The organism is Puniceicoccaceae bacterium, assembly GCA_040224245.1.
Taxonomy (GTDB): Bacteria; Verrucomicrobiota; Verrucomicrobiia; order Opitutales; family JAFGAQ01; genus JAKSBQ01.
In genome coordinates this window covers 12,399-28,609 of the sequence record JBEGIR010000041.1, presented here as the reverse complement: position 1 = coordinate 28,609, position 16,211 = coordinate 12,399, and the positions used below count along the sequence as shown (strand labels likewise).

Annotated in this window: 10 protein-coding genes; 4 read left to right on the top strand and 6 right to left on the bottom strand. The window is 54.9% G+C overall.

Annotated elements, in window-relative coordinates; genetic code table 11:
- Window positions 1-33 precede the first annotated feature (33 nt).
- Entirely contained in the window at window positions 34-627 is a 594-nt protein-coding gene (locus ABQ298_06755) for a crossover junction endodeoxyribonuclease RuvC (GenBank protein ID MEQ9824067.1), read from the top strand.
- A gap of 143 nt (window positions 628-770) precedes the next feature.
- Entirely contained in the window at window positions 771-2,879 is a 2,109-nt protein-coding gene (locus tag ABQ298_06750) for a M3 family metallopeptidase (GenBank protein MEQ9824066.1), read from the top strand.
- Here ABQ298_06750 and ABQ298_06745 read toward each other — a convergent pair whose 3' ends face one another.
- The gene (locus tag ABQ298_06745) at window positions 2,880-3,968 is read right to left on the bottom strand and encodes a LacI family DNA-binding transcriptional regulator (GenBank protein MEQ9824065.1); all 1,089 of its coding nucleotides are present in this window, start codon (window positions 3,966-3,968) and stop codon (window positions 2,880-2,882) included.
- 214 nt (window positions 3,969-4,182) lie between these two features.
- On the opposite strand from ABQ298_06745, the gene ABQ298_06740 reads away from it, so the two are divergent.
- The gene (locus ABQ298_06740; GenBank protein MEQ9824064.1) at window positions 4,183-6,624 is read left to right on the top strand and encodes a glycosyl transferase; all 2,442 of its coding nucleotides are present in this window, start codon (window positions 4,183-4,185) and stop codon (window positions 6,622-6,624) included.
- A gap of 153 nt (window positions 6,625-6,777) precedes the next feature.
- Here ABQ298_06740 and ABQ298_06735 read toward each other — a convergent pair whose 3' ends face one another.
- The 5 genes from ABQ298_06735 to ABQ298_06715 are packed head-to-tail and all read right to left on the bottom strand — an operon-like array spanning window position 6,778 to window position 15,207.
- The gene (locus ABQ298_06735) at window positions 6,778-8,541 is read right to left on the bottom strand and encodes a sulfite reductase subunit alpha (GenBank protein ID MEQ9824063.1); all 1,764 of its coding nucleotides are present in this window, start codon (window positions 8,539-8,541) and stop codon (window positions 6,778-6,780) included.
- Complete coding sequence (locus ABQ298_06730) at window positions 8,525-10,279, bottom strand: NirA family protein (protein MEQ9824062.1); 1,755 nt, start codon at window positions 10,277-10,279, stop codon at window positions 8,525-8,527. Before ABQ298_06730 ends, ABQ298_06735 begins: the two co-directional genes overlap by 17 nt.
- A 1-nt stretch (window position 10,280) precedes the next feature.
- A complete protein-coding gene (locus ABQ298_06725) occupies window positions 10,281-12,515 on the bottom strand; it encodes a nitrate reductase (GenBank protein MEQ9824061.1) in 2,235 nt (744 codons plus the stop codon).
- Window positions 12,512-14,086 carry a DmsC/YnfH family molybdoenzyme membrane anchor subunit gene (locus ABQ298_06720; GenBank protein ID MEQ9824060.1) on the bottom strand — a complete coding sequence of 525 codons (1,575 nt, stop codon included), beginning with the start codon at window positions 14,084-14,086 and terminating at the stop codon, window positions 12,512-12,514. Before ABQ298_06720 ends, ABQ298_06725 begins: the two co-directional genes overlap by 4 nt.
- 2 nt (window positions 14,087-14,088) lie before the next feature.
- A complete protein-coding gene (locus tag ABQ298_06715; protein MEQ9824059.1) occupies window positions 14,089-15,207 on the bottom strand; it encodes an ABC transporter substrate-binding protein in 1,119 nt (372 codons plus the stop codon).
- 88 nt (window positions 15,208-15,295) lie between these two features.
- On the opposite strand from ABQ298_06715, the gene ABQ298_06710 reads away from it, so the two are divergent.
- Window positions 15,296-16,210: a LysR family transcriptional regulator gene (locus ABQ298_06710; protein MEQ9824058.1), complete on the top strand. Its 915-nt coding sequence runs from the start codon at window positions 15,296-15,298 to the stop codon at window positions 16,208-16,210.
- Window position 16,211: the final 1 nt, after the last annotated feature.

The following is a 16,211-nucleotide window of genomic DNA, read 5'->3' as shown; positions in this document are numbered from 1 at the left end:
TTCCGGGTTCTGCTCTAGTGGACTCCATATTCGATGGGAAGAAGCAGTCGTCAACTCTGGAAAGCCTACGTAGAAGGACGTGCAAACGGGAAACTGGCAACATCTGCGCATCCATCCGCGATCAAGCTATGCAAGTATCGCGGAATCGTCATGGGCATCGATCCCAGCCTGCGTGCGACGGGACTGGCCGTAGTCGAGTTTGCAGAAGGAGATCGCATGCAGCTGCATCATCGCGAGACCATTCGAATCCCCGCGAAACAAAGCTCCATCCACTGCCTTGCTGCGATCTCTGAGCGCTGCGAATGGGTTGCACAGCACTTTCAGGTGCATCATGTGGCCGTCGAGCAGCCGATCTATGTGCAAAATTACCGAACAGCACTGATCCTGGGCAGTGCCAAAGGTGCGGCACTTGGTGTTTTGGCGCGGCGTGGTTATGAAGTATTTGAGTATGCTCCGCTTCGGGTGAAGCAGGCGATTGTAGGCAGTGGTCGAGCCAGTAAAGAACAGGTTGCGGATATGGTGACGCGTTTTCTCGGAGTGAGTGACTGGAGCAGTGCCGATGAGACCGATGCTGCTGGTGTGGCCATTTGTCATGGATTCACCCACCGCATTCCTGCATCCACTTGATCGCTTGAAAATGCGTTCATCGTGTTGACCGATGCGGGTAGAGCCGAAAATACTGAACTTGATCATTCAGGGATTGAATTTGCGGTTTATGGATTATGAAATTGCGATTCAGACGAAATACCTGAAAATCGGACGAAATTCATATGAAAAAAGCCTTGAATTGTTGGCTGATTGCCGGAATTGCCTTTCTCATGACCCAAGCGACTCACGCAACCGATAATCCGTTTTTCCAGCCTTGGGAGACGCCCTTTGGAACTCCTCCTTTCGAGGCTATTGAGCAGGAGCACTACCTTCCTGCCATTCTTCAGGGGATCGAGCTGGAAAAAGCGGAAGTGAATGCCATCGCTGAAAATCCGGATCGCGCGACGTTTGAGAATACGATTGTTGCACTCGATCAGACCGGAGCATTTCTGACGCGCGTGATGCGGGTATTTAACAACCTCAGTGGTACAGACAGCGACGAGATCATGCAGCGCATTGACCTGGAGACGACACCGCTGTTGTCAGCTCACTATGCTGAGATTCGCTTGCGTCCAGATCTGTTTGAGAGGGTAAGTGAAGTCTACGAAAACAGGCATGCCATCGAACTCGACAGCGATCAGCTGAAGCTGCTTGAAGACACCTACGATGGATTTGTCCGTGGAGGTGCATTACTCGAAGCCGAAGCAAAGCAGCGCTACAAGGAGGTGGTGAAGAAGTTGTCAGTGCTCACCCTTCAATTTGGCGAAAATGTGCGTGAGGATACGACCTCCTGTGAGATTCTGGTGGAGTCCCGGTCACGCTTGGAGGGGATTCCGGAGTCGATCATACAGGCAGCAGCCCGCAAGGCTGAAGAACGCGGTTATGACGGGCGGTGGTTGTTCCTGCCGACGCGTTCCAATGTGGAGGCTATTACCACCTACGCGCATGACCGGGATCTGCGTCGGCAGCTCTACCTGGGGTATGTGCAGTGTGGTATGCGCGATAACGCCTACAACAACGAATCCATCATCGCAGAGATTCTCAATCTTCGGCTCGAACGTGCACAGCTACTGGGCTATCCCAATCATGCTGCCTATGAGCTGGACCGTACGATGGCAAAAACTCCGGAGGCCGTGATGGATCTGGTGCTCCAGATCTGGAAACCGGGATTAGCGGCGGCACAGCGGGATATCGAGGAAATGCGAACGCTGATGAGCGAAGAGGGCTTGCAGGGTGAATTGCAAGCATGGGACTATCGGTATTTCATGGAAAAAATCCGCGCTGCGAAATATGACTTGAGCGAGAGCGAACTGATGCCGTATTTCAGCTTTGATAACGTGCTGCGCGGCATTTTCATCCTGACGGAGAAGCTCTACGGCGTCACGATTGAAGCGGCGCCCGAAGTGCAAACCTATCGCGAGGACGTTCAGGCGTGGAAAGTCATTGAGGCCAACGGTGACTTGATCGGAATTTTTTACACAGATTATTTCATCCGTGACAGCAAGCGGGCCGGAGCGTGGATGAGTGCGTTTCGCACTCAATCGGTGGATGCCGATGGGAAACGGGTGATCCCGCATATCGTCAATGTGCTCAACGTACCACCAGCCGCAGATGATGCACCCGTTCTGCTCAATCTGGATCAGGTGAACACTGCATTTCACGAGTTTGGGCATGCCTTGCACGGTCTGCTCAGTGATGTGCGGTACCATGCACAGGCGGGCACTTCCGTCACCCGTGATTTTGTAGAACTGCCATCGCAGGTGCTTGAAAACTGGGCATTTGAACCCGCCTTGCTTCGCGAGTATGCGCTGCACTACGAAACAGGTGAAGTGATCCCTGATGTGCTTATCGATAAGATTCGCACGGTCGAAACGTTTAACCAGGGTTTTTTCACCACTGAATACCTGGCAGCTACTCTGCTCGACATGGAATACCATCGCATGGAAGTGCCCTTTAGCGGATCCGTGCAAGCGTTTGAGAACGAGATTCTCACGGGAAAATATGGACTGATGCCGCAGATCGCACCCCGTTATCATTCCAGTTACTTTCAGCACATTTTTTCCGGTGGATATGCTGCGGGATATTACAGCTACCTCTGGTCCGAGCTTTTGGATGCGGATGCATTTGAGGCCTTTCGGGAAAAGGGTTTGTTTGACCGCGCGACTGCGGCTTCTTTTCGGGAACACGTGCTTTCGAAAGGGGGATCGGGTGATCCGATGGAACTGTACAAGGCCTTTCGGGGTAAAGAACCTGCAACAGAACCTCTGCTAAAGCGGCGCGGATTTCTTTGATTACCGGTGTTCTGTTGCGTAGATGTTGTGGGCACGAATGTCCTCAATGGTATCGAGGTCCGGAGCCTTCCAGGTGGAATTGATCAGATTGATGCGGGGAAACTGGGCCTGTCCCTTTTGGTGGTGTTGCATGAGTCCAGAAAGCACCTCAACTGCGGATGAGCCGACGATTTCGTGATTCTGCATGATACCCCAGCTGCCAGGGGCATCATTTTCGAGATCGAGAGATACCGCATACACCTGTTTCCCCATGCGGTTTCGCGCTTCCTCAACGACAGGATTGAGGATGCGCCAATTGGAAATGCAGGCGTCGAGCCGATTCTCAACCACCCAGTTCAGAATGCGGGAGCGGCTTTCGCTGAATTCCTCATAAAATTCATTGCCCTCAAAAACCAGCAGGGGCACCCGGTCCTCCTCGGGGATCATATTCTGTTCCACCAAGTATCCCGCCGAGAAAAGATTGCGGGTGTGTTTTTCGTCATGGTCTGCAATGCACAGGCCAATGCGGCGAAACCCGAGTTTTCGCAGCTCCTGAAAGGCCCGTCGAACGACTTGGTATTGATTGTTTTCGATGGTATGACAGCGCACATGGTTGGGCAGCATCTCAATTTTGACCAGACTGTAAAAGTCCCAGCTCAGCTCGATATCAGTAAAGTGCGTGTAGAATCCGGCGAGAATGATGCCCGTGATGTTTCGCGTGATCAGTACCTTGTCGAGATACTTGGAATGATAGTGCCGTCCGCCGTAATAGAAGACATCGAGGTTGTATCCGAGTTCATGAGAGCGCTGCTTGGCTCCCTTGAGAAACAGTTGACGTGCGGAGGATGCCTTGAGTCCTTCCTCTCCGTCCACATTCATGATGTAGCCGATGGTAGGAGTCTGTACCCGTTCTGAGCGACTCTTGCGATAGGCGATGAGGGATGACAGCATCGGATCGGGACGATATCCCATTTCGTCGGCAAATTTTTTGATGCGGTTGCGGGTTTTTTCCGGGATGCTGGGATGATTTCGCAGCGCCAGAGACACGGTGGTTTGATGAACACCGGCTTTTGCCGCAATATCCTTCATCGTGGGGCGTTTCGATTTCATGAAGAGGAACTCAGGGGTTAATGATGGTGCTTCGTATACACTAGGATTCGAAATCCGTATAGCAATAATACATTCTTATGTAAGAGCCTTAATCCTTTTCCGTTTTTGCCAGAATTTGGTAGCGTTTGGGAAAATCGGAGTGGTGATGCATGTTCATGGGATCATGGTGCCTTCCGGTTGCCCCACCTGAACAAGCGTAAGATACGGATATAAAATGAGTTACGGATATTTTGATGATCCCCGTCGTGAGTATGTAGTGCGTCGCCCGGATACGCCGTTGCCCTGGTTGAATTACATCGGACAGGATGAGTATTTTGGTCTGGTGACCAATACCGCAGGCGGATACAGCTTCTTCAAGGATGCACGACTCCGGCGTTTGACGCGGTACCGCTACAACCAGATTCCTTTCGACATGAACGGACGCTACCTCTACCTCAAGGACGGCGATACGGTGTGGAATCCTGGGTGGAAACCGACCAAGACAGCACTCGATGAGTACGAGTGCAGACATGGCTTGGGGTACAGCAAGTTCCGTTCGTCCAAAAAGGATGTGCGATGTGAGGTCACCTATTTTGTCCCCAAAGGGGAAAATGCTGAAATCTGGAAGGTCAGTGTCAGCAACGAGGGAGCCACTCATAAGAAAGTGCAGCTTTTTTCCTTTGTGGAGTTCTGTTTCTACAACGCACTCAACGACATGACCAACTTCCAGCGCACCTACTCGATTGGAGAGGTGGAAGTGCATGGCAGTGCAATTTATCACAAGACCGAGTACCGGGAACGCCGCAATCACTACGTCGTGTTTGGCTGTTCGCGCGACGTGCAGGGATTTGATACCTGCCGTGACGCATTTGTGGGCCTGCACAATGGTTTGCATGAACCCGCAGCCGTGCTTGAGGGCAAGAGCCGCAACAGCATCGCTCATGGGTGGAATCCGATCGGTTCCCACTGCTTGGAGTTGGACCTCGCTCCCGGTGAGGTGCAGGAGTTCTCGTTTGTAATGGGCTACATCGAAAACGAACAGGAGCGCAAGTTCCGTCCCGATGGCCTGATCAATCGCGAAAAGGCGGAGGCGTTGCTCCAAAAGTATGCCACCATCGATGCGGTGGACGCGGCGTTTGCCAAGCTCGCCGAGAGTTGGGAGGAGACCCTTTCCAGTTTCCAGATCGAATCTCCCAGTGCCATCATCAACCGCATGGGCAATACCTGGAATCAGGTTCAATGCATGGCAACCTTCAACCTGAGCCGTTCGGCGAGCATGTTTGAGTCAGGCATCGGACGGGGAATGGGTTACCGCGACAGCAATCAGGACTTGCTTGGATTCGTCCACATGGTGCCTGAAAAAGCCCGGCAACGCGTACTCGATATCGCGGCGACACAGAAGAGTTCGGGACTGTGCTTTCATCAGTATCAGCCACTGACCAAAAAAGGGAATGACGAGATCGGTGGTGGTTTCATGGACGACCACCTCTGGCTCATTCTCTCGACCTGTGCTTATATCAAGGAAACAGGTGACTTTGCCATCCTGAGGGAGCAGATCGGGTATGCTGATGTGGAGGAAAAGCACGCCACACTCATGGACCATCTCGAGCTGAGTCTGCGTTACACCATGGAAAATCTTGGACCGCATCAGCTGCCGCTCATTGGTCATGCGGACTGGAATGACTGCCTCAATCTGAACTGTTTTTCGATGGACCCGTCGGATTCCTTCCAGACGGCCAGCCACAGCGGCGATTCCAACGTGGCAGAATCACTGATGATTGCAGGGCTTTTCCTCGTGGCTGCGAAGGAACTCAAGGCGTTGTATGAAGTGTTGGATTCACCGGCACAGGCGGCCGATGTGCAGCGCAACTACGACAAGATGCTTGATGCCGTTGAGACTCACGGTTGGGACGGTGCCTGGTATCTGCGCGCTTATGATGCGCATGGTAACCCCATTGGCAGTCACACTTGTGACGCGGGCAAGATTTTCATCGAGAGTCAGGGATGGCTCATCATGGGAGGTGCGGGTGCCACCAACGGTCGTGCGGAAAAAACGCTGGAATCCGTGCACGAGCATTTGTTCACACCCAATGGTTGTGTGCTGCAACAGCCCTCGTATCCTGACTATCGAATCGAGCTGGGAGAGATTTCGAGCTACCCGCAGGGCTACAAGGAAAATGCAGGGATATTTTGCCACAACAATCCCTGGATCCAGCTCGCCCTCATGCAATTGGGCATGAGTGACCGGGCCTTTGAGTATTATTTGTCCATGTGCCCGGCGGCCAAGGAGGACAAGCTCGATGTGTATCGGGGCGAACCCTATGTGTATTCGCAGATGATTGCTGGCAAGGATGCAGCGACACCAGGTGAAGCCAAAAATGCCTGGCTCACCGGTACTGCCGCCTGGACCTTTCTCACCATCAGTCAGGGGTTTGCGGGAATCAAGCCCGACTACGACTGCCTCGTGGTTGACCCGAGTATCCCATCGGACTGGAAGGAATTTTCCGTTACCCGCAAACTGCGCGGTGCAACGTATGAACTCAAGTTTGTGAATCCGGATGGAGTGAACAAGGGTGTTCGCTTCCTGGAGATTGACGGACGACGCATCGAGGGGAACCGCATCCCGCTCGTGTCCGCAGGTGAGAGTTGTGAAGTTTTGATCACGATGGGTAAGTAGTATGCCTGTGCGACACCCGTCTGATACGGGTCTGCACAGTGCTTCATTGAACTGGAAAGGCGGAGCTTGTTGGCTCCGCCTTTTGCTTTGGTGCGCTTGCTAGGGCGCAGTTGTTTAAATCCGAAACGAGCGGGATCGCTTCAGGTGATTCGCTCAATACACATCGCGCTGATAGCGTCGCTCTCGTTTGAGTTGGTCGACGTAGGCTTTGCCGGAGACGTTATCGAATTTCCCGCATTGGGTGACAATTTGCACCAGTGCTGCATCCACATCTTTGGCCATGCGCGATGCATCGCCACAGACGTAAAAGTGAGCTCCCGCTTCGAGCCATTCGAACAGGGTTTCTGCGGCCTCGAGCATTTCGTGCTGCACATAGCGTTTGTCCGCCTGATCCCTTGAAAAGGCGGTGTTCAGATGGGTGAGCAGTCCCTGCTCCTGCCAGCGGCGCAACTCCTCCGCATAGAGGAAGTCCGTTGCCGCATGCTGGTCTCCAAAAAACAGCCAGTTGGGGCCGGAAGCCGCTCGGGCCTCCCGCTCCTGCAAAAAGGAACGAAACGGAGCGATACCGGTTCCGGGTCCGACCATGATGACCGGAGTTTTATCGTCTTCCGGTAGGCGAAAGTTGCGATTGGGGTGGAAGAAGACTGGCACGCTTTCCCCGGGTGATACACGATCTGCGAGAAAGGTGGATGCCACCCCCTTTCGTGCTGTGCCGTTTAAGGTGTAGCGAACGGCTCCGACTGTGATCGTCACCTTGCCTGCTTCATGTCGGGGACTTGACGAAATCGAATACAGGCGCGGCTGCAGGCTTGGAAGAATCTTCAACAAGTCCGCTCCACTCGTCACTTTCAACGCAATTTCATCAATCAAATCGATGAAGTGGTGCTGTGCGATGTAGTGCTTGAGTTGCTCGCTGTTGGAATCCTCCAGCAGCTCGGCAAGTTTGGCCGAGGGGGAATGTGCATGGCAAGCAGCGAGGGTAGGGCGGCTGAGCTGGCTGATCTCACAGTCGTTCAACAGCACATCGTGCAGGCTTCGCGATTGCCCTGCATGCGTTACACTTTCCCCAGCGGACAATTCCAGCTTTTCCAGCAATTGATCCACCAGTTCCGGGCAGTTTTGGGGAAAGATGCCGATGGCGTCACCCGCTTCATATTTCAGTCCGGAATCTGCCAAATCCAGGCAGACGTGGCGTACTTCCTTTGACGACCCCTCCCCATTGAGCAAGCGGGACTCCACTACCGTTGACGGGAAGGGGTTTTTCCGATGATAAAGGGGCTCTTCTGTTTCATCATCATCGGCGTCGGCTGCTTCAACCTCCCGCGTGCTCGACTGAAAAGGCTGCAGGGCCTGCTCGATGGAATGAAGCCAGGCGTCAAATGAGGCTTCATAGTCCGCATCACAGTCGACGCGTTCGATCAGGCGTTTGGCTCCCAGTACTTTGAGGCGTTGATCCATGTCAATGCCCGCCTTGCAAAAGTGTGGGTAGCTGGAGTCTCCGAGCGCGAGCACGGCAAAGTTCACCTTGGACAGCTCGTGGGCCTGATCGCTGTGCAGATATTCCTGAAACGCCTGAGCATTGTCGGGTGCTTCACCGTCACCATAGGTGCTGGTGAGGATGAGCAGCAGCTGTTCGTTTGCCAGTTTAGCGACATCGTAGCTGCTCATGTCGATGACCTTTACATCAAATCCCGCTTTCTTCAGGCGTTTACCCGTTTTGCGTGCGAGTGTTTCGCAGTTTCCGGTTTGCGATCCCCACAGCAAAGTGACGGGTGTTGCCGGAGCCTTGGGTTCGGCAGCTGAGTTGGAATAAATACCCGCAAGAAACCCGTTCAACCAGGCGCGCTGTTCGGCGCTGAACGGAGCATTGTCGGGAATGAATGGATGTGTTTGCGTGGAATCAGGATGTGCTTGCATGTGGTAAAAACAGTTGGTTGAGCGCCTCGTGAGAGTGTCGGCGAATGAATGCATTGAATGTTTCGCCTGCTTCGCGGTGGTCGAGAAAAGTGGTCAGGCAGGCTTCGAGCAGATCCGGGATGTGTTGAAAGGGAATGGACTTGAACATCTCGATGGCAATGCCCTGGCGTTCTTCAACCCCACCTCCGAATGCGATGGAATATCCCTCGACCGATTCTCCATCCAGCGTGCAAGGAGTGGCTATCATTCCGATATCGCCGATGTAGTGCTGCGCACAAGAATGAGTACAACCCGTGAGGTGAATGTTGATCGCATGATCGAGCTGAACGCGCTTGGCCAGTTCATCTGCGAGCTTGACCGCATGGGATTTGGTATTGGCCGCAGCGTATTTGCATCCCGTATTTCCGGTGCAGGCAACCAGTCCCGCCGCAAAGGGATTTGCCTCAAATGCAAAGCCTGCATTGCTGAGCGCCAGTTTCAGCTCCGCAATCTGGCTCTTGTGCACATGGGGAATCAGGAAATTTTGCCACACGGTTAGGCGGATTTCCCCGCGAGCGTAGTGCTGACTCAGGTTCGCAATCGTACGCAACTGTTCGTGGCTGAGCCGTCCCACGGGAACGCGAACCCCCACATAGGAATAGTCGGGATGCTTCTGTGCATGGATGCCAAGATGACCTTGCTGCAGGGTGGCGCCGCGTGCTTCGCAGTTTGCTTGTGGAAAACGCATCAAGGAGAAATCCAGATGGTGTTCGGTTTCTTCCAGAAATCGCTCAACGCCCCAGTCATCAATGAGGTATTTCAGTCGGGCCCGATTGCGGTTGGTGCGGTTGCCATGCTGCAGAAAGGTGCGAAGCATCGCACAGGCGAGATCGGCATGCTGTTCTGGGCGGATCAGGATACCGCAGTCTTTTGCGAATTGTCGGTGCCCGGTAATTCCGCAGAGCTGAACGCGAAAATACACACCGGGATCCACCGAATGCCCCTCACCGACTCTCACGGCATAAAATCCGATGTCATTGGTGTCCGCACAGGCGGAGATTTGGCCGCCGCCGTCATAGGCAATGTTGAATTTTCGGGGCAACCCGTAGAGGTCGCGGTTGTTCAGGATGCGGTGATGCATTTCGCGGGCGAAGGGCATCACGTCGAGGATTTCCTGAACGTCAAATCCGGCGGTCGGACTGGCCGTGACGTTGCGCACATTGTCCGCTCCCGATCCCTTTGAAGTGAGGCCAATGTCGGTCAACTGGGTGAGCGTCGGAATCGCGGATGCGGGCGCAATTTCCCTAATCTGAAAATTCGCGCGTGTGGTGATATCGAGGAATCCATTGCCGTGCTTTTCGGCGATATCCGCCAGACCTCGCAGTTGGTGATTGAAAAGTTGTCCACCGGGAATGCGACAGCGCAGCATCAAAGAATCCTGTGCCGGGGCGACGTAAAACATTCCGTAGAACTTGTAGCGGAACACATCACCGTCCTTGGGGAATTGATTCAGATCCCCGTTTTTCACCATCTGATCCCAGACATCCAACCCATTGGTTTCCAGTTTGATGCGTTCCTCCCGGCAGAGTTCGTCGATGGGAGTGCCATAAAGGGATTCTGCACCGGTTTCAGGGGGTGCGTCGTCGAGTGCAGTGTTCGTTGCAAGGGCATGGATGACCGGGCGTTGTGCAATGCCCTGGAAAAAGCCCTTGAGGTACGATTCCTGTTCGGTCGAGAAGGGTTGCGGAGGGTGATTCATATCAATGTTCTTTTGGAAAAATTCGTACGGCGCATGCCTTGTAAGAGGGTTGACGGGAGTGCGGATCGAAGGCCGGAAAGGTGAGTTGGTTGGTGACGGCATAGTGCATGGGGATGAACACCATGCCTGGGGATACGGTGTTGGAGAGTCGAAGAACGACCTCAATGCGACCGCGTGAGGATTCGACCCAAACCCATTTCCCATTGTGAAGACCAGCTCGTGCTGCGTCGTCCGGATGCATTTCCAGGTAGGGATGGGCGGGGTACAACTTGCGAAGAATGGGTGATTTTTCGGTGCGGGTTTGCGTATGCCACTGCGCCGAGGTGCCCCTTCCGGTGATCAGGAGAAGCGGGAAGCTGGCTGATGGTGCTTCGGGCATGGCTTGCGCAGGTTCAAACAGAAACTTTGCCCGTCCGTTCGGGTGGAAGTATTGACCGTTCTCAAAGAGTCTGCGTTGGGGATTGATGGTCCCTTGTTCAGCCATGTCGTCCGGGCGGAGTGGCCACTGGATACCGCCGTTGGCCGCGATCATTTCGTAGTTTTCAATGGCACTGAAATCGCAGGGTTGCCCTTCGCTCAATCGGGCAAGAATCCGGAAAACGGACTCCGGATCCCTCCACTCCTCCAGCAAGGATTCACATCCATAGGCGGTGGCGATGCGCTGGCAGATGTCAAAATCGCTCAATGCCTCTCCGGGCGGTGACTTGACTTGTCGAATCAGACCGATGCGGCGTTCGCTGTTGATGAATGTTCCCTGTTTTTCCCCCCAGCCTGCAGCGGGCAGGAAGAGGTCGGCCATCTGAGCGGTTTCAGTGCTGGTGTACATGTCCTGCACGACAAGGAAATCCAGTTGTTGGAGCAGCTTTCGGGCATCGTTCTGGTGAATCCAGGAATGAGCGGGATTGGTTGCGATCACCCACAGTCCGCGAATGCTTCCATCGCGGATACCTTCCATGATCTGGTCGTATGCGAGGCTTTTGCTGGTCGGAATGCGTTCCACTGGGATGTTCAGTCGTTCGGCAACTCGATGGCGATGGGAGGCGTTGAGGAAGTCGTGCCCCCCCAGCAGGGAAGTGGTGTTGCTAAAGAGTCGCGAACCCATTGCATTGCATTGACCCGTGATCGAATTCGCCCCGGTGCCTGGTTTTCCGATGTTGCCCGTCATCAAGGCGAGATTGATGATCGCCTGTGCGGTACGGGTGGACTGGTGTCCCTGATTGACTCCCATGGTCCACCAGAAGGATACCCGCTCGCCGGAGGCGATGGTTTCGGCCAACCATTGCAGGCGGGAAACCGGAATACCGGAAGCAGCAGAAGCAAGTTCGGCAGTGTACGGCTGGAGAAAACTCGCGAACGCCTCAAATCCAGTCGTGCTGGCGTTGATGGTGTCACGGTCGATCCAGCCGTTTTGCAGCAGGATGTGCGCGATCCCGTAGAAGAACTCGAGGTCGGACTTTGGGCGAATGGCAAAGTGATCCGTCGCGAGCTGAGCGGTCTCCGTATTTCTGGGATCGATCACGATGATGCGCGGATGGTGTGGGTTCTGCATGATGCGCTGCCAGAGGATGGGGTGGGCGATGCAGAGATTGGAGCCGATCAGCAGGATCACATCCGATGATTCCAGATCCGCATAGGTATAGGGGGGAGCATCAAATCCAAATGATTGCTGATAGGCGGCAACGGCAGTTGCCATGCACTGGCGTGTATTGCCATCGCCGTGCAGCCAACCCATGCCAAACTTGGCGAGCGCGCCGATGTAAGCCATTTCTTCGGTGGCGATTTGACCCGTGCTCAACCATGCGACTGAGCCGATGCCGTGCCGTTCGATGACGGACTGGAAACGCTCGACAAAGGTTTGAGTGGCCACATCCCACGAGACGGCCTGCATTTCGCCCTCCTGATTTCGCAACAGCGGTGTGGTGCCGCGATCCGGTGCATCGAGCACGGTGAGGGATTCCCATCCCTTGGGACAGGCCATGCCTTGATTGACCGGATAGCGATGGTGCGGGCTGAGTCCGATCGCCTGCTCGTCCCGCAGATGAATTTTGAGGGAACACCCGGTGCTGCAGTATCCACAGACGGAGTGGGTGACGGCATCGGGTTTCAGGCGCGTTGGCAGTTGGGGAAGATGGGGAGAGAGTTTTTCACGCTCCAGTTCCCGGGTCATTTTCCCTTCGCGACGGTGCATCCACGCATCGATGCTCTGTGTCCATGATGGGCGACGTTTGGAACTCATCTTACCGCCCCTCCCGGCATTTTGGAAACGTTGACAGACACAAAAAACTGGTAGCGCTCGCAGAGTTCTCCGATCAATAATGCTCCACCAGCGATCCCGATGAAGAGGGTGGTCGCAGGCTGCCAGAGTGTTGCGGCGATGGCCGCGAGCAGGAAGGTGATTCGCGATGCCAGAGCAACCTTGCCACCACGGGTGGACAACCATGGGAAGCGTGCGCCGTGAGGTGAATTGGATATTGAGTGACTCGCCCCCATGTCGAGCGCATCCCACAGGCATTTTGCACCTGCGAGGAACCAGGTAGCGACAAACCATGCGGTGTCGCCCGAGGTGATGCCTGCGACGAGGAAAAACGACAGCAGGACGGTTCCGGCAAAACGACGAAAGGTCTCCGTGAAATTCCATGCGCGGCGTCCCGTGTCTGCGTAGATCATGATCGAGGTGAACACGGCGATGCACCCTGTGATGCATGCCGCTGCCGAAAGGGACTGTTGCACAGCAGGGGAGAGTTGTGGAATCCAGCCGGAAGCGAGCGTACAAGCGAGCAGAAACCCATAGGCACCGAAGCCCACGATTTCGCGAGAGAGCCAGGATCGGCGCAGTCCCAGAAAGACGCGCCAGGCACGAAGCGGTTGTCCCAGATGCAATACACTTGCGAGGATGCCGATGCCTGCAAATGCAAGCGCCGTCCAGAAACTGGGCTGTGCATGTTGCGCAACCCAAGTGCCTGCAGCCATGACGCCGACGGATGCCTGGGTGCACACGAGCAGGAGAATGAGTGGCCAGTGGGCATGCGCTTTGACGGCCACGTGTGCATCGGCTGCGGTTGCATCGGTCGGCACGGGGCGGGCAGAATGGTAGCGCGTGGTCGGCTGGGTGAGTGTCGGGTTGGGCGTTCCCGGGAGAAAGGCATTTGCGTTGGCCAGATCGCGCACTTCGGCTTGCTTCACAATAGTGACCGAGATGGCCTGAGTCGGACAGGCTTGCGCACAGGCGGGTGCTTCTCCGGCTTTCAGGCGTCCGTGGCAGAGGTCACATTTGCGCACGATTCCGAGTCGCTTGTTAAACTTGGGCACATCGTATGGGCACTTGAGGATGCAATAGCTGCAGCCGATGCACTGGTCGTCAAGGTGCAGCACGATGCCGGTGACCGGATCTTTTTCGTAGGCCTCAACCGGGCAGCCGTTCAGACAAGCAGGGTCCACACAGTGGTGGCAGGCGGAGGTTACAGTCTGATGGTAGTGCGTACCTGCAGTGGGTTGATGGATGTAGCCGACATCCCTCCAGGATTCGGTTTCGTCCAATCCGTTGAGGCTGTGACAGGCAGCCACGCAGGCTTTGCACCCGAAACAACGGTCGAGGTCCACATCAAAGGCATATTGCTCGCCGGCCTTCGGTGTTTCGAGCGGCAGCAGGCGTCGGACCTGTGCGGCTGACCGGAATTCCGCATCGTCATGCAGGCGGGCGAACTCGGCTACAGGAGTCTGCAGCGCGCTTTGACTCTCAAGCCAGTGATCAATCGGAGTCACTGGAACACCGGCACGATCCGGATGGACGGGTGTGAAATGTGGCATGGTCAATGACCTCCGGTTGTGGTTTGCTGCACGCGCTGCTCGAGTCGCCCCATCTGGCTCCGCAGTTTCAGCGCGCTTTCGTAGTATTCCTCTGCGAAGACGATTTTCGCCAAGGTATCGGGATCGACAGACACGCCGCGCATCAGTCCCGCATCCTGCATCTGCTTGAGGATCCAGGTGCAGTGTTTGCGGGAGGGACGATTGGAGTCGAAGCGAAGAAACTGGCTTGCCAAAATACCCAGCTGATGGGTTTCAATCGTTACAATGCGTCCTTCAAGACCGACCTCAATGTCTTCCCTGGGACAGTTCAGGTAGCGGCGCTCGCTCAGAATCGCCGCAAAGCGTGAGCGCAGATCGGGATCCTGGCACTGTTCGCAGGCATCGATCAGCGCGGCGATCAGGCGGATGTGAGTTTCGCTGCGGCGGGTTGCGAAGCGATGGGAAACCATCAGCACCTTTTCGACATGGCCGGGATCCACATCCAGACTGCTGGCGACCACGATGCCGGTACCGGCGCGCACGGCCTGGGAGTTCCAGGGTTCTCCAGCGCAAAATCCATCAATCAGGGCATTGCCGAGAATGTCCGGCATCTGACTGGGCGGCAATGTCACGATGTGCACATCCTTGAGGGGATGAATGCCGTTTTTGATCAGCCATTTCCGCAGCAGAAAATGGTGGGATGAAAACTCGGATACCACTGCCAGAGTCGGCTTGCCAAATGAGCGATGGGTGAAGTCCCCTCGCTTGAGGGCCTGCACCGGGTCCCCTTCCTTCTCAAGCAGGGAGCGACTCAAGGTGATCGCGTTTCCATTGAGATTGAGAATGAGGCTGACCAGACATTCGGTTGGGTGTCGATTTCCCAGCCCCATGGTTGCTGCGAATGGCATGGGAGCGAGGGCCTGCGCTGCATCCAGTTCACCGTATTCCACCTTGTCACGGATGGAGGCCCAGCCAATCTCACGCGATAACTTGACGTCCAGTCCATATTTCAGGAAGAGTCCGGATTCCTTCGCAACAATGAAAGGCAGTGCGTCGTTGAGCGCGACGTATCCCAGGCGAAGTGGTTGCAGAATCGTCGGTTTTTCGACGACGGCCCCCGAAAATGTATGCAATTGCGGCATGGGTTTCTATTAGCCCTATCCATGCCAATGTCTTGCATTGACAAACAAACAGCACTCATAGAATTTATGAGAATAATGAAATTTTCTCATGACTCCTGACGTTCTTGATACCCGACAGCTTCTGGTTTTTCGCACCCTGGCGGAAACCGGAGGATTCACGGAAACTGCCAAGCGACTGCACCTGACCCAATCGGCAATCAGTCATTCGGTTCGCTCGCTTGAGGACAAGTTGGAGTGTCGACTCTTCGACCGCATTGGCAAGCGGGCCCTGCTCACCGAGATTGGCGAACGTCTGTATTCGCACACGCACACCATTTTCAGTGAAATGGATGCCGCATTTCGGTCGATTGAGGAAGTAAAGACCTGGGGAAAGGGGCGCATCCGCATCGGAGCGACAACCTCTGCATGCCAATTCATCCTGCCCAGCGTGCTGCGGGAGTTTCGGGAGTGTTTTCCACTGTGCAAAATCGTGGTCCAGGCGGGTGATACTCCGGTTTTACTTGAAAAACTTAAACGTTCGGAGGTGGATCTCGCCATCTGCCTGCGCCCCTGGAAGGACATCGAGTTTGATACAACGCTGCTCTTCGAAGATCGCCTGCATGCGATTGTGGCCCCCAATCACCCCATTGCCAAACTTCCGATGATTCCGAGAACGGTTGAGGATTTTCCCTTCATCATTTATGACAGCCGGAGTTATACTTTTGATCTCGTCAGCAACTACTTTCGGGAGAGCAAGGTTCTGCTGGATCATTTCATCGAATTGGGAAGTGGCGAGGCGATCAAGGAACTGGCCAAAATCGGACTGGGCATCGGTGTGTTGGCGGACTGGACCGTTCGCAAGGAAATCGAAGAAGGGTCGCTGGTTCAGGTCGCTTTGGGGAGAACGCCGCTCAAGCGTAGTTGGGTGATTTGCAGGCAAAAGGGACACAGCCAGACCCTGATGGAGAATACATTCGAGAACCTGACGCACTCCGTCTGTGACAATCTGGCGATGGCAGATTGAG

Coding starts and splice junctions, on each gene's coding strand:
- ABQ298_06755 (MEQ9824067.1), top strand. CDS start 34: ATGGGAAGAAGCAGTCGTCAACTCTGGAAAGCCTACGTAGAAGGACGT.
- ABQ298_06750 (MEQ9824066.1), top strand. CDS start 771: ATGAAAAAAGCCTTGAATTGTTGGCTGATTGCCGGAATTGCCTTTCTC.
- ABQ298_06745 (MEQ9824065.1), bottom strand. CDS start 3,968: ATGAAATCGAAACGCCCCACGATGAAGGATATTGCGGCAAAAGCCGGT.
- ABQ298_06740 (MEQ9824064.1), top strand. CDS start 4,183: ATGAGTTACGGATATTTTGATGATCCCCGTCGTGAGTATGTAGTGCGT.
- ABQ298_06735 (MEQ9824063.1), bottom strand. CDS start 8,541: ATGCAAGCACATCCTGATTCCACGCAAACACATCCATTCATTCCCGAC.
- ABQ298_06730 (MEQ9824062.1), bottom strand. CDS start 10,279: ATGAATCACCCTCCGCAACCCTTCTCGACCGAACAGGAATCGTACCTC.
- ABQ298_06725 (MEQ9824061.1), bottom strand. CDS start 12,515: ATGAGTTCCAAACGTCGCCCATCATGGACACAGAGCATCGATGCGTGG.
- ABQ298_06720 (MEQ9824060.1), bottom strand. CDS start 14,086: ATGCCACATTTCACACCCGTCCATCCGGATCGTGCCGGTGTTCCAGTG.
- ABQ298_06715 (MEQ9824059.1), bottom strand. CDS start 15,207: ATGCCGCAATTGCATACATTTTCGGGGGCCGTCGTCGAAAAACCGACG.
- ABQ298_06710 (MEQ9824058.1), top strand. CDS start 15,296: ATGACTCCTGACGTTCTTGATACCCGACAGCTTCTGGTTTTTCGCACC.